This window comes from Paenibacillus sp. FW126-R14 (assembly GCF_058789495.1).
On record NZ_JBYTBS010000004.1, the window covers coordinates 171,727 to 198,671 of the forward strand.

The window sequence follows — 26,945 nt, forward strand, 5'->3', positions numbered from 1 at the left end:
AGTTAAATCCTTTCTAATACAACGCCTATGCTAATCTTCAAAGATTTTGCTTGCGATGATCGCAAGATCGGCAATATCGATGATGCCGTCATGATTCAAATCCGCAAACTTGTATTGATCCCAGCCGCTATCTGCTGACGTTTTGCCGTAGTATTTCGCAACAATCGCCAAGTCGCCGACAGTGACTTTACTGTCGCCGTTCACATCCCCCGGTACCCCGACGATGACCGACGCCTTGAAGGCTTGCAGCGCCGCACCCAAATCAACCGCCGCTTGCTGCACTTGCGTTTGCGTGGCCGCTGGATCGCCAGCGATGGTCTGTGCGGTGGAGATTGCTGTCAGCAGCGCACCCTTGGAGCCCGCCGGATATTGGCCGGCATGCGTGCCTTCCACAGCAGCGTCATGCGTTTGCTGCGCCTCGGCGACGAGCGCGTTAAGCGCTGCTTTGTCCACATAAGTGACGGTTATGCTGTGCGACACTCCGTCAAGCTGCGTCTCCGCTCCGTCACCGCCAGCTACCACCGCACGCCATAAAGCAATCGCCGTCACTGCCGACTCGTTGACTGTTTTCGCTTTCCAAGTAAGCTTCAGCAAATCTCCGTCGGCTGTCGATGCAGTACCTTCGCCAAGGCTTGCTGCGATAATTCGAAGACGGCCTTCCGATTCTGTTTGACCCACGATTCGGAAATCTTCTGCCAATGATTCTGCCGAAATCAAAGCTACCTTTTGCGGATCATAGGTGAATATTAAATCTTGCCCGTAGATGCTCTCCTTCGCATGAGCTAATCCGTAAGTCAAGCTAAACGACTCGCCGGCATTGACATGATCGGCTCCGCTTAGCGCTGCTTCCAGCTTGTTGTGTATTGCCGTTACTTTGACGGTTGCCGCTGCCGTAAACCCGCCATCATTTGTAGTTGCCGTGATGACAGCCGTGCCGGCGGAGACTGCGGTAACTTTTCCTGTGGCATCAACAACCGCGATGTGAGGAGCGCTAGATGACCATGTCACACTTGGATTCGTCGCATTGGCTGGCGAAATCGTCGGTACCAGCTGATCCGTACCGCCGACCATCAAGTCCGCTGCCGGTTTGTTCAGGCTGATGCCGGCAACATCGCTCCGCGGTATGATTTGCGCAAGAGCCCAGTCCGCATGGTCGCTGTTGTTAGGGTTGCCGACAGGCGTGCCCGCATCGTCCACATACAGCGTAAGCTCGTATACGCCCGTAATATCCACTTCAATCGGAATGCCTGGCGAAGGGCCGTTCACACAGTCCAAAACCGGACTCTTATACAGGGAAATCCCGTCGCCTAACACTTCAAACCAGATGGTGCTTGGGCAGCCCTTGACGTTCTTTACATCGTCAATGCCGATAACAGCTTTAAACTTGCCGTATCCCCCGCCAATGTTATATTTGATCGTTGAAATCGCATGCGTTCCGATCCCTTTCTGATACGTTGTGCCATTGATTTTAATCGGCGTGCTGGCGCTGTTAACGGCATGGTCCTTGAGCGGCGGATGACCCGACCAACCGCTAGTTGCGCTAGTCCAGGTCAAATCGGAAAGATAAGCCGGTTTGCTTGCCGGTTCAGGAAGTGTTTGCTGGATGATATAGACGAATGAGGCAACATCGCTGTCGTAGTATCCTTCCTTCACGGCAACAGCCTTTAACGAAGTCGATTTGGCTATGTCGATTGCCCCTGTATACGGCGTGCTGTTTTTCGTTGGCGTTTCGCCGTTTGTTGTATAATAAATCGCTGCCCCTTCCGTTCCTGAAGCTAATGTGACCCGGAACGCCTCTGCGTATCGTCCTGCCGCCTTGCTTGCTGTCGGCGCATTGGTCTTAGGCGGGACTATGGTATAAACGAAAGTCGCCGCTTCGCTGTTTACCCAACCCTCCTTTAGCGCGATCGCTTTTAATGTAGTTGTTTTGGAAATTGCGATCGGATTCACGTATTTTGCGCTGTTCTTTGTCGGTGCCGTTCCGTCCGTCGAGTAATAAATGTCCGCGTCTGCTGTGGTCGTACTCAACCTGACCGAGAAAGGCGCATTGTACGTGCCAGCCGCTTGATTCACAGTCGGCGTTTCAACTGCCGGCGCGTTAATCGTATAAGCATAAGAAACGACGTCGCTGTCCAACTTGTCTTCGCTGGCGGAAAACGCCTTTAACACAGCGCTTTTTTGAATAACAAACGGTCCCGTGTACAAGTTTGAGTCTCTTGTTGGCGTTTTGCCGTCCAACGTGTAATAGATTTTGGTATTGGGCGTTAAAGCCGTTAAGGTTGTTCTTACTGTGTTGCTGTATGTGCCTGCAGGCTTGTCGCTGGAAGGCGCCGCCGCCTTATCCGCTGTGCCGGAGCCGGTTGCCTCCGCTTGAGCGGTTGAACCGACAGGAACCGAAGCCGTGATATAGCTTACCTTCGAACCATTCACTGTTTTATGAAGTGCCGTTAGGTTGGTTCCGTTAAGGTTAATCGATGGATAGTCGCCGTAAAAGCGTGCTTCCCATGTAAGCGGCCCCGTGCCCGTATTATTTTGAAGCACGGTTATGGTGTTGCCGGTGTGGGCAACGCTGATCCGGTTATCTCCGATTGGAAGAAAATCAACCTTCACGTCGGGAACCTCGCTCGTAACCAGCCTAGGCGCCGTCGCTACCGTATGATTAGGCGCGTCAGGTTCAATACCCATCAGCCCTTCAATAACGTTGCCGATAATGGTGTAGGAAATTTCTGGATATTCGCCGTTTGTCTTCGTTCCGTTGTTATATTGCTCGTGTCTGTTAACCCTTGTCTCCATGAGGAATTTAAGCCATTTCCAGCCCTCGTTCACCCGGTTGTACGGGTAAAACGTATCAGGAAGATAGGAATACGCCTCGATATTCGTTGGAGAATTCGGCTTATCTTTCGTTGCCGCCGAGTCCAGACTGGTATATTTCAAGCCATTACCGATTTGGTCGGAAATAAAGTCCAGATAATTGCTGTTTCTTTGGCCCGGTTCGGTGATAAGCTTCATCGGCATGAACCAGCTGTTCTCTTTGCCAAAATCGGTATATTTCGTTTCTCCGTCAAAATCCAATGCCCTCGCATAGTTGCCTGTCGTGTCACCGTTCTTGACGCTCCATTCGGTGTTAAAGTAATCTTTCAAATTTTGCGCTTTGACGAAAAACTTAGCCGCTTCGGCATCCAACCCTTTCGCTTTTAGCATGTTTGCATAGGCAAGGAAGGCTTGATACTGCGAACCGATCGCGTCGCCGGCTTCGATAATTTTTTCGCCGCTTCTTTCGTTATAGCTGACCGCGCCGGAGAAAATGCCGTTGCCTGTGCCCTCGGCTATGCCATTGCCATTCGTATCGTGTTCCGTAATGAAATCGGTAACAACCTTCGTGTAGAAATTCCACAAGTAGGGATCATTGATATAGTCTGTGTTTCCTGTCCACAGGTATTGCCTATAAGCCTTTTGTACGAGTTCAAACTGGGCCGGCACCTCGCGGACAAAATTAGTGTCGCTCTTCCAGTCGATCGTATAGTTAGAGCCGTCAAAGTTAAAGGCCCATAGGGTGTACCACTTCCGCGCCTCCGTCATCCCTTTTGCAAAAGTTTTGAACATGCTGAGGTTCTCATTATCAAGCCCGATCATGTGCGCACCAGCCGACTGATGCACAAAGTCACGGCTATAAAACGCCGTGCGGTGTTTATACCCCGCCCAGTAAGAGGGGATATAGGCGAACGGTCCCGCTTGACCGCCTCCGTTGTTCACATTGTTCGGTCCCGTTTTGCCCGTTTGGACAAACTCAAGCGCCTGACCCGTTGCCCATTGAAACGTATCGTTCAGCAACTTATTGGACGATTGCAGCTTGACGAGCTTCTCAGCATCCGATTGGGCATCAGCCGCTATAGCAGTCCCTTTACCTGCAGGAAAAGATGACGCTAGCATGCAAAAGACCAAAACCATCATACTTACAATCCATTTTCTCATCTTGGACAATGTGATTTCTCCTTTATTAAGATTCTAAAATCATTCTTGCGATGATCGCCAGGTCTTCAATATCCACTTTGCCGTCGCCGTTCAGATCTGCGATGCGATAAAGATTCCACTGCTGATCGGTTGAGTCTTTGCCGTAGTATTTCGCAACAATCGCCAAGTCGCCGACAGTGACTTTACTGTCGCCGTTCACATCCCCCGGTACCCCGGTAATGATCGAATCCTTGAATGCTTGCAGCGCCGCGCTCAAATCTGCCGCTGCCTGCACTACGATCTGCGGCGTAGCCGCCGGATTGCTTGCCACCTCCTGCGCTTTATCGATTGCCGCGTTTAAGGTCGCTTTCGATCCCGCCGGATATTGCCCCGGCTGTGTGCCCTCCACCGCTGCGTTAAGCGTATTGTGCGCGTCGGCAATGAGAGCATATAGCGCTGCTTTGTCTACAAGTGTGATGTGCAAGTCGCGGGACGTCCTGCCAAGCTGCGTCTCAACTCCCTCGCCGCTCGCAACGACCGCCGATGTGCTCAGGCTTGCGGTTGCCGGCTGCGTCAGCGGTTTGGCTTCGCCGTGAATGACCAGCAAATCGCCGTTCGCATTCGCGGCTTTGTCGTCTCCGATCGCAACCGCAAGGATGCGAAGCTGGCCGGACACCGCATGTTGATCAACGATCACGAGTCCGTCTTTCAAAACATCCGCTGAGCGCAGCTCGACTTTGGACGGATCGTAATCGACGGCAATATCATATCCGTAGATGCTGCCTTTCACATGCTGCGCTCCGACCGTCAAATCGAACTGGCCGCCGGCGTAGACACTGTCTGTTCCGTGCATGGTGACCTGCGGCGATGCAGAGACAGGCACACCAGGTACCTGCACCGCAATGGCGGCAGTTTCCGCAGTCGCTCCGTCTGACAGTCTGGTCACTTCCAGCACGACATTCACCGTTTTATTCTCGCTCGGAGGGACTATCGTGCCGTCCGTCTTAATGACGGTAGGGTCATCCGACTGTTTAATCCGAATCGCGAATCCGGCAGGAACGCTCGGAAGCGCCAAATTTGTTGCGCCTTGGGCAGGAGCAGGAATCGTTGCAATGCCCTTGGCAATCATCCCGGGCGTTATTTCCAGTACAGAAGTTAATTTCAAATAATCCCACGTAACCGCATACCCGCTGCTGCTTGCATTTTTTCCGGTAATCGCAAATCTGAATTTATGGTCGCCGGCGGCAGCAAAAGTTACGTTGCCGAGATTCGCCGATGCGAATCCTTGCGCGCTGGCATACTCGTCTATCGGAGCGCCTTGCGCAGTACCGTCAATCGATAACTGAACGGTCCCTCTGTTGTTATTTGTTTTATAGCCGAAAATAACGTTGTAGGTGCCGGCGGCAGACACGTTAACCGTATATTCCAACCAGTTGCCTACAGCCGGTGTTCCGGTAAACTGGCGGTACGATCCGCCGCTTGCAGCCGTATCCGCTGCTGTGCTTGTTCCCAGTCCCGAGGTTGTAAACGGTGTCGTTTCACCCTCGTAAATCTTAGTGATCGCTAGTATCGTTATCAAATAATCATTTTTCGTTACCCCATCCTGCGCGGTGACAATCAACCTATCCCCGTTGTCCAGAATGCCCGAAGCTTTGGTCGCGTTTACCGAATCCGTAACGGCATAAGTCTGCGCCGATCCAGTCGGAGATTCGATTTGATTGATCAGATCTGCAACTGTCGTTCCAGGCACTACCGAAAGCACGCGCGCCGCAAGATCCAGGGAAGCCACGTTCGGATGATTTGCCTTCAGCTGAATCGTTGCATCTGACGCAACCAGGATCGTATAGACCGCTATGTCGCTGCCAATTTTAGCCGAAGAGGTCAGCTTGTCTCCGGCCGCCAGCACATCCGACGGTTGTTTGGCCCTGCCGCCTGCGTCCGTTAAGCTGAAGTTGTGGACCGCACCGTCCACGCCGGATAGCTGAGCGGCAAGCTGGCCTAATGTTGTGCCTGACAGTGCTGTGATGACACGCCCTGCCGCATCAAATTGGTGGATGTTCGGATGAACGGCGAGCGGCTGGATCTCCGGGTTCGAGCTTTGGATATTCGCCGCGTTCGATACGGTCCATGCCGGACCGCTGCTTGCCGTAACATTGACATGATCGAAGGAAACCGAATCGGCATATTGGACGGTCGCTCCCGCCGTACCGCGCAGGTTGACGTTCTTCATCGTGACATTTTGGACATTGCTTCCGTCCAGTCCGATAATCTCGAGTGCCGAGCCATTCGTGCCCGGACCTGTGACGATGTTTTCATAGTGAAGATCCTTGAAAACCGGCAGAACCGGTGCCGCATCTCCGTCGTTGTTGACCGAGTAATTTGCCGAAATTCTTACAGCCAGTCTCGTCTTGGAAATTGTAATGTCTTTGAAGGTTACATCCTCAACGATGCCACCGCGACCGGCGCTCGATTTGATATCGATGCCCTCCCAACTGATCGAGCTTACGGTATTGTTTTGAATCAGCACGTGTCTGACCGAGCCGGACATTTCGCTTCCGATCACATAACCGCCGTTCGAGCCGTCGATCACGTTATCGGTTACCCGGATATATTCCGTAGGAATGCCTAAATTATAGCCTTCCAGGTTTTTGCCCGACTTGATTGCCACCGAATCGTCGCCGGTATGGAAATAACAATTAAAAATGTTCGCATGACTCGATGAATCAGGATCAATTCCGTCGCCGTTGGCAATCCGGTAGGACGAATTTTTGGAAATCAGCTTTACATTATCGAAGGTGACATGATCGCTATAGATGAAATGCGTGGTCCATGCCGGACCGTAGCTTACGGTCAGATCCTTGACGTATACGTTCTGCGCATTCATCATCATAATTGCGCGTCCGCGCGATCTGTTGCCTAATGCCGCTTTCTGGGCGTTTCCAAGATCCAGCCCGTTGCCGTCGATCGTTCCCGTTCCGGAGATGACGACATTGGAAATATTGTACGGCCCTTTGGCATCCCGACGTCCGAGTGTCAACAGAGAAGCATAGCCATTCAGCTCGAACCCTTCAAAGCGGGTCGGGATGACCGGATAATCTTTCAGATTCGTCGTCCCTTTGAGCGTACCGTCGATCTTCATCGTCATGTTGCTTTTCAAGAACAGCGCGCCGCTCATAAACGTTTTGTTCGGGGGGATATAGACCGTGCAGCTTTCCGGACATTCGTCGATCGCTTTTTGAATCGCCGCTGTGTTGACTGTAGAGCCGTCACCAACGGCTCCGTAATCCTCAACATTCAACGTACGGCCGGAAGCTTTCGTCCGGATCGTTAATCCGGCGCTTGCTTCAGACAAGTTTCCGCTCGTATCCCTCGTCTTTAGTGTGAACGTATAAGAAGTGCCGGGAGATAATCCCGAAACCGAGAATCCCATTTGAGTCGTTTCCCCGACTTGCACGCCGTCCCTGTAAACGACATACTTAGCAAAATTGGGGACGCTGTAAATATTGGCCGGTTTATCCCACAACAAGAGCACGGAACTGTCCGTTAGCGACTCTGGAGGAGAAAACGCATTTTGCGGCGCCAGCAAATGGACTGTACCTTCATCCGCAGCCACTGTTGCAGCCGATTGATCTCCCGCCGCAAGCGCTCCCGAAAACGGCAAAATTTGCGCAATCATCAAACAAATAACAATCCGTATTAACCATTTCCGCTTCATCATTTTACCGTTCACCCGCTTTCATCGATCGGCAAGCACCGAATGGTTCATCGGTGCTTGCCTGTAGTAGAACTGATATCAAACCTGGATTACTTTACTCAAAGTCGAGAATTTTCTGAGCGATCATCGCAAGATCGGCAATGTCGATTACGCCGTCATGATTGAGATCCGCGAACTTGTATTGATCCCAATCGCTGTCTGCAGACGATTTTCCATAGTACTTCGCTGCAATTGCCAAATCTCCGATGCTGAATTTGCCGTCCCCGTTCACATCCCCCGGAATGCCGGTAATGACCAAAGCCTTGAACGCTTGAAGCGCTGCGTCTAAGTCAACTGCGGATTGCCCCACTTGCTGCTGAGTAGCTGCGGGATTGCCGGCTACCGCTTGCGCGCTGGCAATCGCCGCGCTGAGCGCAGCTTTCGAGCCTGCCGGATATTGCCCTGGCTGTGTGCCCTCCACCGCAGCGTTCACGGTAGATTGCGCGCTGGCAATCAGATCGTTCAGCAGCGCTTTATCGACATACGTGATGTGCAAGTCGTGGAACGCGCTGGCGAGCTGCGTCTCTGTTCCATCGCCGTTTGCGACAACCAGCGATGCGCGAATGCTCGCGGTAGCCGATTGCGCAAGCGATTTCGCCTTGCCGTGAATAACGAGCAAATCGCCGTTTGCGCTTGCTGCTTTATCTTCTCCGATGGCAACGGCAAGGATGCGAAGCTGGCCGGAAGCCGTCTTTTTATCCACGATCATGAGTCCGTCTTTCAAGGCTTCCGCCGATACGACATCGATCGTGGACGGGTCAACCTCAATCGTGAGATCATAGCCGTAAATACTGCCTTTCACCTGCTTCGCCCCAAGCGTCAGATCGAACGCCCCGCCGGCATTGACGCTGTCCCTCCCGTTCAACGTAACCTGCGGGGAAGCGGGTGGCTGAGACGCTTTGATTAAGCGGGCATCCGCCCAGTCGCTTGAACCGCTAACTCGTGGATTTGCTCCATCCGCACGGCCAAGAACGACTAATTTAAGTTCATTGATGCCGGTAGTACTGACATCAATCTCTTTCGGAAGCGTGTACGGGTTGGTCCGCATGATGCCGCTGTCGAACAGCAGCTGTCCGTCACCGTAAACATAGAACTGCACGGCAGTCGGTTTATTCGGATTCGTCAAGGTATAATCGTCGGGTCCTGCTACCGCTTTGAATCTCGCGTACTGGCCGTTCAGCATGTAAATGATTTCCGAATCGACATGCGTTCCGATCCCTTTGGCATACTGAACGCCGTTTATTTTGATCGGGTTAACGGCACTTTGTTCGTTCCGGTCTTTATTGACTCTGTTGCTTCCGCTAGTCGCGGAAATCCAGTTCAGATCGCTGAGATATACCGTATCCGTCTGCTGATCTTTGGATTTCGCCGGCACGGTCACTTGAATGCCTGCAGTGCTTGCCGTTGACGAATAATCGGTGGTATCCGTCACTTCCAGAACGAGCGTAACCGTTACCGGGGCATCCGGAGGGGTAATCGTTCCATCCAGCCCGATAATATCCGGCTTATCCGAGCTTTTGATTCCGATAATAAAGCCTGCCGGCACTGTCGGAAGCGTTAACGATACGGCATCCTTGGCCGGAGCCGCAATCGCCGTGATCCCCGCCGCAACCTGCGCGGAAGTTAGAACGGCATTGCTTTTGGCAGGCACAACCACTTGAATGGCCCCCGTTTCCGAAGTGGAACCGTCCGAAGCTTTCGTCACTTCCAGCACAAGCGTTACCGCCATATCCATATCCGGTGGAATAATCGTTCCATCCGTACGAATGACGTCGGGATTATCCGATCTCTTAATCTTGATCGCATATCCGGCAGGTACTGCGGGAAGTGCTAACGTTCTAACATCTTTACCCGGCGCTGTAACCGACGTTATTTTGGAAGCAACTGTGGCTGCATTGGCTTCCCCGATGCCGATTCGATCAAGATCCGGGCCATAGGCCGTATTATTATAAAATTTAATCGTGTTGCTGCCTGCTTGAAGCTCAATCGATATCATCGCCGATAATACCGTATTGAAATCAGGGCCGTTTAGCGGCACTTCTATGCCTGCACCGTTGTTGACGCTGATAAAGAAAGATCTGGGAGCGCCCGTTAAATAGTCGATTCTCAAGTTGTATAAACCTGCGACCGGGGCATTGATATTCGAAAATAGAGCATAATTGGCTGCATTATTGCCTATATATCCAATCTTTTTGCCGCCGGAACAAGGTGTGCAGCTGGATACTTTCGTAGTCGTGCTGCCTAGGGTTGCGTTCTCCGCCTCATAGAAGGAAGTGATCGTGCTCTTGGCCGGAACGACGACTTGAAGGGCGGCTGTAGACGCTTTGGAGTTATCGAAAGAGCGAGTAATCTCCAATACAAGCGTCACAGTCGCCGGATTAACCGGCGGAACAATCCTGCCGTCGGCTCCGATAACCGTCGGTTTATCCGAGCTTTTGATCGCAACCGTATAGTTCGCCGGTACAACGGGCAAGGCCAGAGAAGTCGCATCGGGCAAAGGTGCTTGCAGGGACGTAATGCCTGCGGCGATTTCCGCCGGTGTTCGATCCGCTAGCAACGCTGCCAGGGAGGGTACGCCTTCCCCGTTGGAGTTGCTTGCCGTGACTGTGTAGTTATATTTCGTATCCATCGGCGCGTTTAAATCCGTATATTCCAAAGCGGTTATTCCTGAAGCGATTTGAACATACGGTCCGCTGCCTTCGGCATCAGCCGATTTCTTATAAACCGAATAGGAGGAAGCACCGAACGTACTATTCCATTTCAATTTAGCTGCGCTGGCGGAAGTCCGGGCAACCGATACCCCGCTTGGAGCTGCCGGAGGCACCGAGAGCTTCGTATAGAACATAAAGGTTCCGATCAGTTGTTCATTTCCTCCTGCAATAGCCGAGATTCTCCAGAAGTATTGCTTATCGTTCTGAAGACCGGTCACGACTTTTGATACGGTGTTCACGGTGTTGTTAAATACGATTTTAGAAAAATTGGAATCCTCTGCGATCGTTAATCTGTAGCTGTCTGCATTAGGCACAGCAGCCCAACTGAAATTCACAGCCGCAGCCGTATCGATATCCATAGCACCGTTACCCGGCACGACCGCCAGCGCCGATAGCGGAGTTACTTTTATCACTCTTGATCCATGCGAAGCGATGGCAGCCGAATATCCGCTGTTAAAGGTGCCAAGCTCGGAGTGACTCCACAAATCCCTTACCCACGCCGGGCCTTGAATGCCCAAATCCGACCAATTAACGGAAACATTCGCACTTGATCCTCCTGTACTAAATAAGGCAACGTTAAACGAACCATCGGGAAGTTTCTGGTAAAACACTTGCGCCGACGATGAATTGGAAAGCCGTTTGCCCGCAACGCCGCTCTGGTTGACACCAATAATTTCGTCGTTTGTCATTAAACTCACGCCGTAATCGTCGAGATTCGTGAGATCGCTGCCAAAGTAAAAATGGGATGCCCCGATGGCCCAAAGGCTCACATACGTTTGTTTCTCGTCATCGGTCAAACCGTCATTGGCTCCGTTCACTACGTTAATGGAATCAAAATCGCTCCAACCTCCCGGACCGGCATAGGGAGCCCAATTCGCCGCCGAGTTGAATCTGCCGGAAACATGGTTCCAATCCGTCAACGTGGCGCAGTAACATTCTACGTCTCCTTGCGTTCTCCATCCGTTGGCCAACTGCTTCCATGTAGCCCCATAATTGATGTTTAAGCTATTGGACAAAGCCAAATGAATCGGTCTTCCCGAATTTTTTAGCGCCTTGGACCATGCTTCGATATCCGGAATATCAAAGTCCCCAACGCCGTCGAGTTTTAGGAAATCCGCACCGTATGAAGCAAACAATCGTGCCCACGAGTCGATGAATTCTTGAGCTCCCGGCTTTGAATAATCGATGTAATACATGTTTTTGTAGTTATAATTCTTTTCTGTTTTGGTCGTATCCGCGATATCTTTGGCATAATAAGGTGTTCCTTCAATCGGCGTGTTTTTATCCACTGCGCCTTTGGGAATGCCCGGCGTTACATAAATGCCGAATTTCAGCCCCAAACTGTGGATGTAATCTCCCAATGCCTTCATACCGCTCGGGAATCTGGCAGGATCCACGACCCACCTGCCGTAAGCATCGACATTCGTCGTCCAGTTCAGCATATAGAAGTCATCCAGATTCACGTATTCGTAACCGTGCGACTTGAATTTTGCGGCCAATACGTCAGCTTGCGCTTTAATCTTCGCTTCCGTCGGATCCTTTCTGATAAAACTCCAGCTGCTCCAGCCCATGATCGGTTTTTGGGCCAAGCCGTTATCCGAAGCCTTCGCTTCTTGCGGCAAAGCGGCAAACATCGAGACAAAACCGCTTACGAAGATGAAAAAAGAAAGCAAAACGGCGATCGGCATTTTTAATATCTTAAACATACTTTTCCTCCCCTGTTATTTGATATCATTCGAAATTGAGCATCAATTTTGCAATAATGACGAGGTCTTCAATGTCAATTTTGCCGTCGCCATTCAGATCCGCAAATTTGCAAGTATTCCAATCCGCGTCTGCGTTCGATTTTCCATAGTATTTAGCTACAATCGCCAGATCTGCGACACTAACTTTACCGTCTCCGCTTACATCTCCAGGCATTCTGGTGATAACCGAAGCGAGGAATGTTTGCACGGCAGCGTCCAAGTCCGCTTTCGCTTGATCGACTTGCTGCTGCGAAGCCGATGCATTGTCGGCAATGGCCTTAGCAAGATTAACTGCCGTCTGCAGAGCTGCTTTCGATCCTGCCGGATATTGACCGATGCCGCTGCCTTCGGCTGCTGCATCGTGCTTGCTTTGAGCATCTGCAATCAAGGCGTTCAATGCGGCCTTATCGATATAAACAATTTCGATATTTTCTTGTACTCCAACGCCTTCAGGCGTGACTTCTCCATTCCCGTTCGTCCCATCGCCTGCAACAACGACATTGGACAAGGTGATTGGCGATGCCGTAGAGCCGGTTTGCGCTATTGCTTTCCAATGAAGCTTCAGCAGCGCACCGTCTGTATTCACCGCATTGTTCCCGCCAAGACTTGCCGCCAGAATTCGAACTTTCCCGCCGGACACCTTGGTATCAACGATGACGAGATCGGTTCTTAAGGATTCCGCCGATAAAAATTGTATCTTCTCAGGATCAAAGCTTAACGTAATATCCTGCGCTAAAATGCCATTCTTAACATGCAGCAGGCCATAGGTCAGATCAAAGGTTCCGCCGGCATAAACGCTGCCGCCTCCTTTTAATTCGGCAGTTAACTTGGTATCGACCACAAACTTCGGAGTCAGCTTAAAGATCCGATCGTCGTTTGCTGCGGGTTTCGCTCCTGTGCCCGTACGATTGCTCGTCGAAAAATACAGATTCCCTTTCCTATCCTCGAACACGTCACGGATTCGGCCATAGGTGTTTTTGAAATAGGATTGCTGCGTCACTCTGCCATTATCGTCGAACGTGACCAGCAGCAGCTGCGAGCCTCTCAAATTCGTGACCAACAACTTGCCCGCCCATGGACCGTTCTTGATAAATGTGATTCCTGAAGGCGCCCACGTGTCGGAGCCGGCATGCAGGATTGGTGCAATCGTATTGACACCGTTAACTTTGGTTACCGCATCCCCTTGAACGATCGGCCAACCGTAATTGGCGCCTTTGATGATTTTATTAATCTCGTCGTGCGCAGTAGCTCCGTGTTCGGAGCCATAAAGCTGGCCTGATGCATCCCAGGCAAGACCTTGCGGATTTCTGTGTCCCCAGGAGTACACATAGGAGCCGGGGAACGGATTGTCAGCCGGAACGTCGCCATCCAGCGTCATGCGCAAAATCTTTCCGCCATAACTATTCAAATCTTGCGCAATATTTTGGTTGTAAACTTCGCCGACTCCGATATACAGATATCCGTCCGGTCCGATTTTAATGCGTCCTCCGCTGTGATTGCCGTTGGCATCGCTTCCGGGCAGCTGATCGAGCATGATTTTATCAACCGCCGCTTTGTCGCCGGCAGCATTGACTTTTAAGCGCATCAACCGGTTATAAATTTTATTCGTTCCAGCCTCCTTGTAAGTGTGGTAGACGTAGAGCAGGCGGTTCGTTGCAAAATCCGGGTGAAGAGCCAATCCGAGCAACCCGCTCTCGCCGGTAACGAATGTATCCGGGAATGTTATCATAGGTGCCGACAACGGCTGGCCTTCGCGAATAAAATGCAATGTCCCTTTGCGGTCCGTGACATACAGCGTGCCTTCATTGTCCATGTCTAACGCCCACGGCACCCACATATTCTCAGCCAACATGACAGGGGCATTATAGGGCATGTCGGTACCGGCCGGCACAGCCAGAGTTATATTAAATATGGCTGACATGCCATTCTCGGCCGTGACGACGACTTTATCGCCTGAAACGATCATGCCTGTTGTTTTGGGACCGCTGCCTGTATGCTGAACGGTATAGACCTGCGTCGAACCGTCCGTAGAACTGAGCGTCGCCAATAAATCTGCAGGGGTGGCGCCGCTGACGGCCGTGATCGTATGGGCTGTATTGTTCACCGCCGTCAAATAAGGGTTGGTGTTCTTTAACCGGATATCCGTATTGTCCGATCTGTCGGATAGTCCGGCCGGCACTTTTACCAATTCGGTGAAGTCGAAAGTCGTTGCATACGCGGAGCTGGCCGCATTTTTGCCGGTTATGACGAACTTGAATTTATGGCTGCCTGCCGTTTGGAAGTTTACGCTTCCCAGATTCACTTGGGTATAAGCCTGAATCGTATCGTATTGATCTATCGGCTTGCCCAGAGAAACCCCATCGACGGATAACTGGGAAATCGATCTGTTATTATTGGTTTTATAGCCGAAGGTGACACTGTATGTTCCGGCTTCCGGCACATCGAGCGTAAATTCAATCCAGTCGCCTGCTTTAGGCGTGCCTGTAAACTGCCGGTAAGTGCCTCCGCTTGCAGCCGCATCGTTGGAAAGATTCGTTGAGATGGAAGAAGTAAATGCGGTTGTTTCACTCTCATATCTTTTGGAAAAAAGCGTATCAATTTCATAGCTGGCCAAAGTCACTCCGTCTGACGCCGTTACAAGCAATTGATCTCCTGTAACAAGCGCTGCCGAGCCTTTCGGGTTGTGGGCGGAATCAACTACGGCATAGCTCTGTATCGACCCGTCCGTTGATTGGATTTGAGCCGTCAAATGACTTGCAGTCGCTCCGCTAATCACATAGATGATATGCTTGACGGCATCTATATCCAATATTTGAGGATGTGAATCTTTTAGTTTGATGTTCGTATTGGCGTCCTGCGCGACGAGAGTTAACGTATACTCTGCGGTTGCAGCTGCGTCTTCGGCCGTTACGACCAACTTATCGTCAATCGCAAGGGCTGCGCCATTATTTTTAGGAGTGCGGTTTTTATCAATGACGCCATACGTCTGTGCCGAACCGTCCGCCGATTGGATCTGAGCAAGCAGTTGATTCGTCGTTGTGCCGGTTACGGCGGTGATGATACGTTTTGGAGCAACGGCAATAGATACGAGATTCGGATGAGAGGCCTGCAGTTTGATATCCGTATTGGCGCTACCGGCTGCCAGTGCGCCAGACACGGTGACAACGTTGCCTATAATGAGCGAAAGAAGCATGACCATTACACACATCTTCGTAAACAAGGCGGTACGGTTTTTCATTTTCGTTAACTCCTCTTTTAATTTTCAAAAATTGCCCTGGCTATGATAGCAAGGTCCGTAATGTCAATGAAGCCGTCCCCGTTCACATCGGCAGATTTGCATTGCTCCCAATCCGGATCGGCGCTCGATTTGCCGTAGCATTTAGCCGTGATGGCCAAGTCGCCGACAGTGACCTTGCTGTCTCCGTTCACATCTCCGCGCACACCGGTGTTGACAGACGCAAGGAAAGCTTCAAGCAAAGCGCTCAATGCCGCCGCCGCTTCATCCACTTGCTGCTGCGTGGACGCTGGATTGTCAGCTAAGCTTTTTGCGCTTTCGATCGCCGCTTGCAGCGCTGCTTTCGATCCGGCCGGATATTGACCGGTACTGCCGCCTTCGACTGCGCTATCATGCTTGCTTTGAGCGCTGGCGATAACGTTGTAAAGCGCTGTTTTATCGACGATGACTATGGCTGCGATCGAGACGTGATGTGAAACGCCCTCAACTTGGGTTTCAACGCCTTCTCCATTCGAGATGATAACGCTGGATAAAGTCATTGCCGTTATTCTCGATTGGCTGAGCGACTTGGCTTTCCAGCTCAGTTTCAGTAAATCGCCGCCGTTATTTACCGTATTTCCCGCTCCAAGGCTTGCCGCAATGATGCGGACCTGCCCCGTCGTTTCCTTCCGGTCTACGATCTGCAGTCCGTCTTTCACGGATACTGCGGAGACAAACTCCACTTTCTCCGGGTCATACGTAAAGGTAATATCCTGCGCATAAATGCTGTCATTCACATTCGACAATCCGTAAGTTACGTCGAATGATTCGCCTGCTTTAACGCTCTCCGTCCCGCTTAATGCGGACTTTGTTGCACCGCTATCACGGATTGCCGTTAACTTGATGTAATCAATAACGATCGAGCCTGCGCTTTTTGCAACGAATCTGACCGGGTAGCTGCCCGCAGCCGCAAAGGTAACCTGGCCCAGATCCACCGGAATAAACAGATTGGCCGTCGCATTGTTTTCGTTGACCGGGGAACCTTTGGCAACCCCGTTGACATAAGGCTGGACGGTAGCTCTTCCCGTCGTATTGGTCTTGTATTGGAAAGACATTTGATAAGTACCCGCCGCAGGAACGGCAATACTCAATTCAATCCACTCTCCGACCGGTACGGCATTCGTTTGCAAATAGCTGATTCCATTCGTCGAAGAAGTCGAAAGCGTAATGCTTGGGATGCTCTTCACAACTGAATTCAGCTGCGAATCGGCTTTCAGCAGAATCTCAAGCGGAACGAAAATACGATAACTTTTCTTTGTTGTCCCATCTTGAGCGGTTACGACAAGCAGGTCTCCTGTCTCAACTAGTCCCAAATTTTTCGCTTTGTTTGCCGAATCCGTGACGGCGTAAGATTGTACCGTTCCATCCGTCGATTCCAGTTGGTTGGTCAGATCAGCTACTGTGGTTCCCAACGTCGCTGTAATCGTGAAGGCGGAAGTATCTAAATTCGTCAGATTCGGGTGGACCGCTTTCAATTGAATCGATGTATTGTGCGGGTCCTGTACAGCGAGCGGATAGCTTTGTTTTCCCGTTACCGATACATGACTCAAGTCTGCTAGAGCAGTAAGCTGATTGCCCCATGTATTTTTGTAGTAGGAAGTATTTGTCATGGTTATGTTGCTTGCATCCTTTAACTGTATGACCTTCGGGTTAGCGCTCCCTTTGACCATTTTCACATTGTCCAAGGCCGCATTTTTAACATCATCCAGCACGATCGCATACCGGTCATCGTTTTTCTCAAATCTTGTCGTGACATTGGTAAATGTAAGACCGTCCACGTGTCTTGCCCAGAAGCCGTAGGATGGCTGTTCCCCAATATCTGAGATGTTGTACTTGCCGACACCCAGCTCCGGAGGACTAATTTCCGCATCGGCAATGCTGTTGCCGCCCTTGACTAACACATCCACATTGTCAAAATGCAGATTCTCGATATAGCCAATGCTGCGTCCATCCGGCAGAACCGGCCCGCCATCGCCTACTTTGTAGCCTGCAATGATCGGTGTTGCCTTGTTCTGATTCGTATATGGAACCCATCTCTTGGAAGGATTGCTGTACTGGCTTCCTCCATACACTTCTTCGATATTGACATCCTTAATGAAAATATTTCTGACATGTCCGATATTGACATTTTTGCTTAACAATTCATCTCGCTGCACGCCGTTCTCCATCCATTTCATTCTGACGGCGTCGCCGCCGATCACACGTCCCCTATTGGATATCGAGATAAAGAACGGTGCCCGTGTGCGTCTCATTTGCGCCTTATGGTGGACTGGACCTGTTTGACCATAATTCAAATAAATATTTTCCACCGTAGCGCCGTCATTCGTGGAAATGGAGAATCCGGCTTTATTTCCCGCCAACACATAAATATTATCGACGTAAGCATTTTTAATGTCGTCAACGGTTTCACTGCCGATTTGGAACAAATTGCAGTTGGTATCGCCGATAATATTGCGAACATAGAAATTAGCTGCCGGTTTTGTAAAACCTAATGAAGAGTCGCTGCCCGGCTTGACAATATCGTCGGAGGTGCCTTTAGCATAAATATTTTTCGCGTACACATTGCTGGTTTGCATGTAATCAAAAACGTCTCTGGCACTGCCGCTCGCATCTTTACCGTAATAGAAGTCATGTGTATTGACATTTTCCGAGCCTGTTGAAAGCATTGCAAAATGCCCTGCCCTATCCACTCTGAGCATATTGCTGATGTCTTTTTGCTTCACTTCATTATTGCCGTCCGGGTCAATGCTTTGAATATAGTACGGTTCGTCCGTCGTCGGCGAATTGGTCTCCTCGTACCACAGGTCAAGCCCGTTATCGAAGCCGCCGAATTCAACGTTCGTACATAGTTTTACCGTAAGCATCTTATCGCTGCGATTGTCCGGAGCATTGTTCATAACCCCGTCGCTTGTCGTCAAATTGCCGTTGCCTGTAATTCTGCCGTTGCCGATAATCTTGATATTGTCTAATCGTTCCCCAAAAAACATGCTGTTTCTAAAGTAATGGTGGCCAACGTCCTGCTTGGTTAAGTAATTTTCAGGATCTTTGTATGGACCTGTAGACGTTGCCGACGTCCCCGAGCGATATCCTAAATCCGAGAAATAAGTAGTCTCCGGGGCATCGCCGCCTTTTAAAGCGGATAGAGTCGCATCTTGATTGACATACAAGTAGACATTGCTTTGAAGATGGACCGTTCTTACGTTAAACGTGCCGTTCTCAAACAGCAGCGTACCGCCGCCCAAAGCATTCAGATACAAAATGGCGTTATCGATCGCTTGCGTATCATCCGCTTTACCGTCGCCTTTTGCGCCCATCAGTTTGGCGTTGAATTTGCCTGTGTAAAATTTGGCGATATTGGAGTCTCCCGCATTCACTCCTCCGGCAACTGCGAGTTTAAAGTAGTACTCGGTATTGGGAGAAAGGTTTGCAACCTCTATTTCCTTACTTTGCGCACCAACGGAAGCGTTGCTCTCGGTCCATGTTGCTCCTTTATCCGTTGACTGCATCAATTTCATAGAAGCGGCACCTTTGGCAGCGCTCCAGCTGAATTTTGCCTTCGTGTACGTGTCGGCTGTTTCCTTATACGTAAGGCTCTTATCCAATACTCGATTAAAGTCGCTTATTGTGCTGACTACGTTTAAAGTTGCTCCGCCCCATGGGCTTGTTAATACTTCCGGCTCGGAAGTCGTGTAGGAAACCGCAAATTCATAGCTGCCTGCGGTCACTGTCACACCCTCAAAAGTAATTTGAAGATCCGCTCCATTGGCCGGTCTTAAATCAAGTCCCCTCAATGTAATGAGCTGGCTTCCATCCTCTTGGTTATCAATAGCTGCCGTGCCCACCTGCGGGAATCGGTATCCTGCTCCTGTTCTGCCGACAGATTGAGTCGCTAGTCCTGAGAGCTTTACTTTGCCTCTGCCGATTACATTTACCGATGTGTTATCCATCGTCGCTCCAATCCCCTTCGGAACCTTGAGCGCAACTTCCGTTGCCGGACTTCTCATCCCTGCAAAGAAATTCAGCACGACGTCAGCTGGCGTATTTGCCGTGATTGTGCTGCCCACGAGCTCTGTCTTGCCTCTCAATGCGCCTTTGATGACCTTTATCGCATAAACGCGAGAATCCGGTCCCGCTGTTACCGTTACAATGTCGCCCTGCTCAATCGGGTCCGTCATTTGCTTCGTCCCTTTTGCGCCCTTGACTGTGTAAGTTTGAGGGGCAGATGACGAAGCCGTAATTGAATTGAGCAGTTCTCCCACCGTTTTTATAGTCAAAGTAGTGCGGCCAGCGCCTTCTGCCGTATCGACTGTATACATATAGGTGTCGCCCGATGTAATCGTAATGGCATCTTCTGTAATCCCACTAACATAGTTGTAGGCGGGTTCTTTCAAGCGAATGCCCGTCGTATTGTCTTGTTTTACGCTTTTCGCAGGAACTGATACCGGAATGCTTGATGTGAGCGCTGTGGTATGATCGGAAGTTCTCGTAACTTCCAGCACCAATGTCACGGTGGTGTCGGTTTTCGGAGGGAAAATGGTGCCGTTTGTTTGAATGACTGCCGGATTATCCGAGCTTTTAATCGCCAGGGTAAATCCGTCCGGCACGGCTGGCAGCGTTAAGCTGGCGGCATCTTGTGCGGGTGATGGAATGGAAGCAATCGTTGCGGCAACTTGCGCTGCAGTGGATCCGGCAGGCACATCGATCGCGGACATGGCGTAGGCAACAATCGGCGTAACCACCGGACCGATTACGATTCTATCGAAATCGGGAGCCCATGCCGTATTGTTATAGACTTTAATCGAGTTCGTTCCGGCATTCAGATTCATAATTGTAAACGTATTCAAGATAGGATTGAAATCAGTGCCGGGTCCGCTCACGGATACTTCGGACGGCTCGCCGCCATTGACGCTGATAAAGAATGATCTTGATCCGGAGCCTATGCCATAAGCCATTTGCATAAAATATGCGCCTGCGGAAGGGACGGTAACGTTCTCAAAAGTTACGTATCTGTCCGGACTGTTCCCAAGGTTCTTTAACTTTTGTCCGTTGCCGGTGCCGGAGCAAGGTGTAGTTCCGCTGCAACTTGCCGTCGTAACAGGCTGAGCGGCCGTATTGCTCGTTATTGTCGCACTCTCGGCTTCATAACCGGTCCAGGCGACACTTCCCGTTTTGGCCGGTACGCTCACTGTGATGCTGCCGGTAGTAGCGGTCGTTACAGGGGTATCTGTCGTTCTCGTCACGATGAAAGTCAAATTCACGTTCGTATTCACAGCCGGAGGAATGATCGATCCGTATAATTTAATGACATTCGCGTTGCTTGTAGAATTAATCCTGATTCTAAACCCGTCGGGTACCGATGGAAGAACCAAATACGGCGCATCGGCAGGCGGAGCTGCTACCGACGTTATGCTTGCCGCAACTTCGGCAGCTGTCGGCATGACGGCTGCCGATGCGGTATTCGTATCCGCCGGTGAGAAAAACACGCTCAAACTGATTAACAAAGACAGAACTAGTGACACTGTCTTTTTCACAAATATATCACCTCATAGAATAGTTTTTCCTTGCTTGCGACAAGCGAAATCTTCCTTGATAAGAATCTTAAATCTTGCGGAACCGAACCCTAATTCTGCTTTATGCCGGTTGCGCCAGCAGGCCGTGCTTCTTCACCTCCATTAGATTTCAGTGTGGCCGGCATTCCCGCTAGCTTGTGACGATACCTGACCGCCGCCCATTGCCCCTTACTGTACATCACTTCTCCAAAGAGATGTGATAGGAGATCTTATCGAAAATGTATAAAATTTTAAGATGCAGGCATCCCTTTCATTGGACAATCCGGCTGCGGTATTCCGTCGGCGTCTCGCCCAGATACCGTTTGAAGGTTTGCCCAAAATATCGTGGATTATCATAACCGATATAATCGGCCACTTCTTGGCACTGATAGCCACGCTGCAATAAGACGCAAGCAATTTCAAGCTTTCTGGAAATCAAATACGCAAGAAAGGTCTGTCCAAGCTTTTGCTTGAACAGCGCAGCCAGATAGGTAGGAGCAACATTCGCCTGCTTCGAAACTTCAGTTAAGGTAAGCCGTTTGCGAATGTTGGTGTCGATATATTTTAAAGCGACCGTAATCGGTTTCTCATTTCGCTTGCTCTCGGGCACGATGACAAAGAAGGGCAAATCATCATCGTCCCCAATCATGATGCTGACGACATGCGTCCCCTTCTCTTTTAAGCGCTTTAACAGCTCCAAGCCGTCATCCGCAACGACAATGTTCATGCTGTAATCCCCCCTTTAGAAATAAGCAAACGTTATACGTTGGATTGGGAAATTGGAATGCCTTCGCAGTCAAAAAGACTGTCCTCCCAAGCTAGGAGAAGTCAGTCCATGATGACATCGTTGTAATTATGATGGATGAAATCACCCTTTTACCGCTCCGGAAGAAAGCCCGTGAATAAAATATTTTTGGAGAAACAAATATACCGCAGCGATTGGCATAGCCCCCATAAAGGAACCGGCGGCAACCCAGCCGATGTTGTTGTTATATTGTCCGAAAAAGCTGGAAAGCGCCACGGTGATCGTACGCATGGCCGGTTTTTGCAAGAAAAAGACAGAGAACTGATAGTCGTTCCAAATTTGGACACCGGCTAAAATGATCACTGTCGCCGTAATCGGCTTCAGCAGCGGCAAAATCACTTTGTAAAACAATTCAAAGCGACCGGCTCCGTCCATCATGGCAGCCTCGTCAAGCTCTCTTGGAATCGTCCCGATGAAACCCGTATATAGAAAAATGGTAATCGGCAAAAAGAAGGTAACATGCAGCAGCACAATGCCCCAGAACTGATTCATGCCGCCGATATCGACCATAAATTTATAAAGCGGTACGAGAATCGTTAATGGCGGAACGATTAAGGCAGAGATAAACAGCGTGTAAATAAATTTATTCCATGCCGTTCGGTGCCGGGCTAAAGGATATGCGGCAATCGAACCAAGAATGATAAGCAAAGCCACCGATATGGACGTTACCGTCGTGTTGTTGATAAACGCACTGCCCAGATTCGCTTCCCGCCAGGCGTTTTGGAAGTTATCCCAATATAAGTAACCTGGCATAATCCATTTGGAGCTCGTATCGTCCGCAGCCTTGAAAGAAGTGGTGATCAGCACGTAGAATGGTAAAATATGAATTAGACAAATTAACAGGGCATAGAAGTTTTTCCACTTTTGGCTGCTTCTCATGCTGTAACCTCCCTGCGTCTCAAATAAAGTAAAGACGTTAGACTGACGACCGATATCATGACGAACATCAGATTTCCGATGGAAGCGGCATAGCCCGCGTCCTGACGGCCGAAGTAGAGCTGGTACATGAGCGTGGACAACGATGCGGATGCATACCCGGGACCGCTGTTCGTCATCGCCGTAATAATATCGAACAACTTCAGTCCCCCGATCAGATTGAGCACGATACTGATCGTGAACGACGGTGCCAGCAGCGGCCAAGTGACGTTGGTGAAGCGGGCGAATGCCCCTGCGCCGTCAATCGTTGCGGCTTCATAATAATCCTTAGGAATGGTTTGCAGGCCCGCCAGAAACAGCACCATCGCGATGCCCAGGTATTGGTAGGTGTTCACGAACGTAATGATCCACACGTTAATATTGGGATCGCCGAGCAAATTCACAGGTTGATCCTGGAACAGCAGGAGAAAGTCGTTGATTGCACCGCCTTGGAATTGAAAGAAGAAGTACCAGACATAGCCCATAATGAGCGGACTAATGATAACCGGCAAATAGATGACGGTTCTTGCAAGACCCCTCGTCCGGATGCTTTGATTTAAGAATAAAGCGTAGGCAAGCCCGATCATATTTTGAAAAACCGTACTCCCGATGCCGTAAATGATCGTATTCTTGATGACTTTGATAATATCGGGGTCCGTAAACATGCGTTTGTAATTGCTAAGGCCAACCCGTTTGTATTCCTGCGAGTAGCCATCCCAATTCGTAAACGAAATCTCGATTCCTTTAATAAACGGATAAAAGATAAAGATGCCGAATAAGATCAACGCTGGCAAATACAGCAAGTTGAGGACGCTTTTGCTGCGGATCGTTCTTCGCAATAACCCGCTTTTCGTCTGCCGTTCGGCGGAAACAGGCATGATGGTCGTCTTTGTCTGTGGCTCCGTCATTCGTGCCCCCTCCTTGGATCTATAAGGTTAGGAAAGAAGGAGGGCGGACGCCCTCCCTGTCCCGCAATTATTTGTTGCGCAAGCGTTCCACTTCTTGCTTCATCTTGTCGGAGTATTGCTTCGGTGTTACGCTGCCTGCCAGCAGAGCCGTGCCTGTTTTACACATCACATCCCACATGCCGTTTGGCAGGTAGACCCTGTCAAAGTACGGGAAAACCCGGATGCTTGCATATTTATTGTAGTATTCCGTAAATTCATGCTTGGATTCTACGCCTTTCAAGCCAGGAGGAAGCTTAGACGCGTTGGCGATTTTCGCCATATTCTCAGGCTTCGCAAAGAAAGCGATCACTTTCTTCGATTCTTCAATATGTTTGCCGTCTTTCCAAACCCCCATCGTATTGCGCTCTCCGCCGGAGAAGTTCGGCGCATCGCCGGCAACCATGGAAGGCACCGGCATGAAGCCGATTTGCAGATCAGGCTTCACTTTATGAACTTCATCCGCGAAGGACGGACCGAGCAAGGAGAAGGCGACTTTGCCTTGCGCGAATTGCTGTGGCAGATCGCTGTATTTTGCAGTCAGCACATCTTTGTTGATGTAGCCCTTCTTCTGCATTTCGAGCAGTTTCTCAGGCAGCGCACTCCATTTATTCCAGTCGAATTTGTTATCCAGCAAGTTCTGTCCCTCGTTTTGCTGCGGGCTGATCAAGAGCGAAGTAGCGAAGTAATCGAAGAATTGGCCGATCATCCAGTCGTCTACACCGGAGAAGAAGAATGGCGTAACCTCTCCCTTGCTTTCGGTTTTAAGCTTCTCGGAAGCGGCCAGCAATTCGTCGAACGTCTTCGGCGGCTCTATGCTGTATTTTTTCAGCAAATCCGCATTGTAGGTCAAACCATCCTTCGCTTCGCTCAAGACAAGAACATGCACTTTGCCATCCTTATCGGTTACGACGTTCTTAATCGTATCTGTCATATTGGATACCCAAGGCTGGTCTCTCAAATCGGCCAAATATTTGCCGTAACGAATAATCGCCCAACCGTGCGTATCAAAAATATCAGGCAGATCATTGGCCGCCATTTTGACTTTTAAAATATTTTCATACTCGGAACCCGGGAATTGCAGATCCACATCGATCTTCGGATTTTCCTTCGCATAGTCGCCGGCAATGCCTTTATACACGTCTTGAACGGGTTTATCATTCGTGTTGAGGTAAACGGTGATTTTCGTTTTGTCGCCGCCTCCGCTACTGACTGTATCCGTACTTTTAGGCGCTTGCGTCGGTGCAGGTGTGGCGGCAGCCGGTGCAGGACTTGTATCCCCACCTGCTTGTCTTTGGGAACATCCCGCCAATGTTACGGATAGGGCCAGCATGGATAACATGCCGCTTAGTAGAACTTTTCTCATCTTATGACTTCCTCCCTTTTTCAATTAAGTTGTAGCTACACTTCTTGTTCGATACAAATCGTAACATAAAAAAGAGCGCTTACACATGTACTAAATCTACGATGTAAGCGCTCTTTTCTACAGTGCTGCCCAGCTCGGAAATCGGATTGACATCTAACCTTTAATCGCTCCATCCACCATGCCTTTGACGAAATATTTCTGCAAAACTAAATATACGATCGTCAATGGCAGCATACCGATGAGACAGCCTGCGGCCACCCAATTAACATTGCTCTGGAATTGAGAGATGAAGCCGGACAGTGCGACCGGGATCGTCATCATGTCCTTTTTTTGCAGGAAAAAGACGGAGAATTGGTAATCATTCCATACCTGTACACCGATCAAGATAACGACCGTGGCTGTAATTGTTCTCAGCAATGGCAGAATGATTCTGAAAAAAACACCGAACCTGCTGCAGCCGTCGATCAGACCGGCCTCATCAAGCTCTCTGGGTACCGAATGAATAAAACCCGTGAATAAAAAAATGGTAATGGGCAGCGAAAACGTCACCTGAGTCAAGATAACGGCCCAATAGCTGTTGATCCCGTTCAAATCTACTACAAGCTTATATAAGGGCACCAAAATGGTAAGCGCCGGTACAATGAGACAAGCGACGCTAAGCGTATAGACGAAGTTATTCCATTTCGTTTGGTATCTGGCTAGCGGGTAGGAGGCAAATGCCCCAATAAGAACAACAAGTACGACAACCGAAAAGGTGATGATGCTATTATTCAAAATAGCTCGATCCAGCTGTGCCGCCCGCCAGGAGTTCGTGAAATTTTCCAGATAAATGCTTGTAGGAAATAACCACTTGCTGCTTGTATCTTGCGATGATTTAAAGGACATGTTGATCAAAATATAAAAAGGAATGATGTGAATGATAGCTATCAAAGCTGCTATCGTATAGGCAATCAGTTTCCCGCGTTTGTTCACATTTTCACTTCCTTTCTACGCAGCAAATAGAGCGCAGACAGGCCGAAAATACAAATAAATACGAACATCACATTGCCTAATGCTGCTGCATAACCCGCGTCTTGACGCGCAAAATATAAGTTGTACATCATCGTCGACAACGATTGCGTAGCATAGCCTGGACCGCCTTTTGTCATTGCCATAATGACGTCGAATAATTTCAAGCCGCCGATGATATTGAGAACTACGTTAATCGTAATCGCAGGCATCAAGAGCGGTAACGTAATGGTCGTCAATTTCGCCTTCCATCTAGCCCCGTCGATATCTGCAGCCTCATAATACTCCTTGGAAATCGATTGAAGTCCAGCCAAATAAATAATCATAGAAATTCCCATATATTGGAATGTATTAACACAGCTAATGATCCAAACGGCGCGCGGACCTGAAGATAACCAATCAACCGGCCCCTTATAAAATAACAGAAACAGATCGTTGACGGCTCCCCCGTTGTATTGGAAGAAGAAATAGCTGATATATCCCATGATTAGCGGACTGATGATCACCGGCAAATAGACAACGGTCCGTATGAAACCTCTTCCGCGAATTTTTTGGTCCAGGAACAGGGCATAGGCCAAACCAAAAATATTTTGCAATAGCGTGCTTCCCAAGCCGTAAATCAGCGTGTTTTTCATCGTTAGCAGTATTTTTTTATCCGAAAACATGACCTCATATTTATCTAAACCTACCCAAGAATACTGCTGCGAATAGCCATCCCAGTTCGTAAAAGAGATTTTGATCCCTTGAATGAGCGGATAGAAAATAAAAATGGCAAACAGCAGCAGCGCAGGCGCATACATGATATTTAATGCAGCCGGCGATTTGAGGATGTGATGCTTAGGAGTTCGTTTTTCTCCAAATTTCATGAGATCCCATCTTTCTGTTATGGGAACAGCCCGCAGTGACATCCCGGTCAAACTGCG

The 26,945-nt window shown here is 49.8% G+C and carries 11 protein-coding genes; all 11 read right to left on the reverse strand.

Going from position 1 to position 26,945, the window contains the following annotated elements:
• Window positions 1–30: 30 nt before the first annotated feature.
• The gene (locus AC3WRW_RS04275) at window positions 31–3,972 is read right to left on the reverse strand and encodes a chitobiase/beta-hexosaminidase C-terminal domain-containing protein (RefSeq protein WP_492545179.1); all 3,942 of its coding nucleotides are present in this window, start codon (window positions 3,970–3,972) and stop codon (window positions 31–33) included.
• A 25-nt stretch (window positions 3,973–3,997) separates the two neighbouring features.
• The gene (locus tag AC3WRW_RS04280) at window positions 3,998–7,669 is read right to left on the reverse strand and encodes a glycosyl hydrolase family 28 protein (protein ID WP_492545122.1); all 3,672 of its coding nucleotides are present in this window, start codon (window positions 7,667–7,669) and stop codon (window positions 3,998–4,000) included.
• Window positions 7,670–7,760: 91 nt separating this feature from the next.
• A complete protein-coding gene (locus tag AC3WRW_RS04285; RefSeq protein WP_492545123.1) occupies window positions 7,761–12,122 on the reverse strand; it encodes an NPCBM/NEW2 domain-containing protein in 4,362 nt (1,453 codons plus the stop codon).
• A 25-nt stretch (window positions 12,123–12,147) separates the two neighbouring features.
• A complete protein-coding gene (locus tag AC3WRW_RS04290) occupies window positions 12,148–15,399 on the reverse strand; it encodes a PQQ-dependent sugar dehydrogenase (RefSeq protein ID WP_492545124.1) in 3,252 nt (1,083 codons plus the stop codon).
• Window positions 15,400–15,416: 17 nt separating this feature from the next.
• Window positions 15,417–20,966 (reverse strand): cohesin domain-containing protein, encoded by a 5,550-nt coding sequence (locus AC3WRW_RS04295; RefSeq protein WP_492545125.1) that lies wholly within the window; start codon window positions 20,964–20,966, stop codon window positions 15,417–15,419.
• Between the two features lie 289 nt (window positions 20,967–21,255).
• The gene (locus tag AC3WRW_RS04300) at window positions 21,256–21,711 is read right to left on the reverse strand and encodes a helix-turn-helix transcriptional regulator (RefSeq protein WP_492545126.1); all 456 of its coding nucleotides are present in this window, start codon (window positions 21,709–21,711) and stop codon (window positions 21,256–21,258) included.
• A 141-nt stretch (window positions 21,712–21,852) separates the two neighbouring features.
• The gene (locus AC3WRW_RS04305; RefSeq protein WP_492545127.1) at window positions 21,853–22,668 is read right to left on the reverse strand and encodes a carbohydrate ABC transporter permease; all 816 of its coding nucleotides are present in this window, start codon (window positions 22,666–22,668) and stop codon (window positions 21,853–21,855) included.
• A complete protein-coding gene (locus AC3WRW_RS04310; protein WP_492545180.1) occupies window positions 22,665–23,582 on the reverse strand; it encodes a carbohydrate ABC transporter permease in 918 nt (305 codons plus the stop codon). The genes AC3WRW_RS04305 and AC3WRW_RS04310 overlap by 4 nt, the downstream gene beginning before the upstream one ends.
• Before the next feature lie 97 nt (window positions 23,583–23,679).
• Complete coding sequence (locus AC3WRW_RS04315) at window positions 23,680–25,014, reverse strand: ABC transporter substrate-binding protein (protein ID WP_492545128.1); 1,335 nt, start codon at window positions 25,012–25,014, stop codon at window positions 23,680–23,682.
• 153 nt (window positions 25,015–25,167) lie between these two features.
• The gene (locus AC3WRW_RS04320; protein ID WP_492545129.1) at window positions 25,168–25,986 is read right to left on the reverse strand and encodes a carbohydrate ABC transporter permease; all 819 of its coding nucleotides are present in this window, start codon (window positions 25,984–25,986) and stop codon (window positions 25,168–25,170) included.
• Entirely contained in the window at window positions 25,983–26,888 is a 906-nt protein-coding gene (locus tag AC3WRW_RS04325; RefSeq protein WP_492545130.1) for a carbohydrate ABC transporter permease, read from the reverse strand. Before AC3WRW_RS04325 ends, AC3WRW_RS04320 begins: the two co-directional genes overlap by 4 nt.
• Window positions 26,889–26,945: the final 57 nt, after the last annotated feature.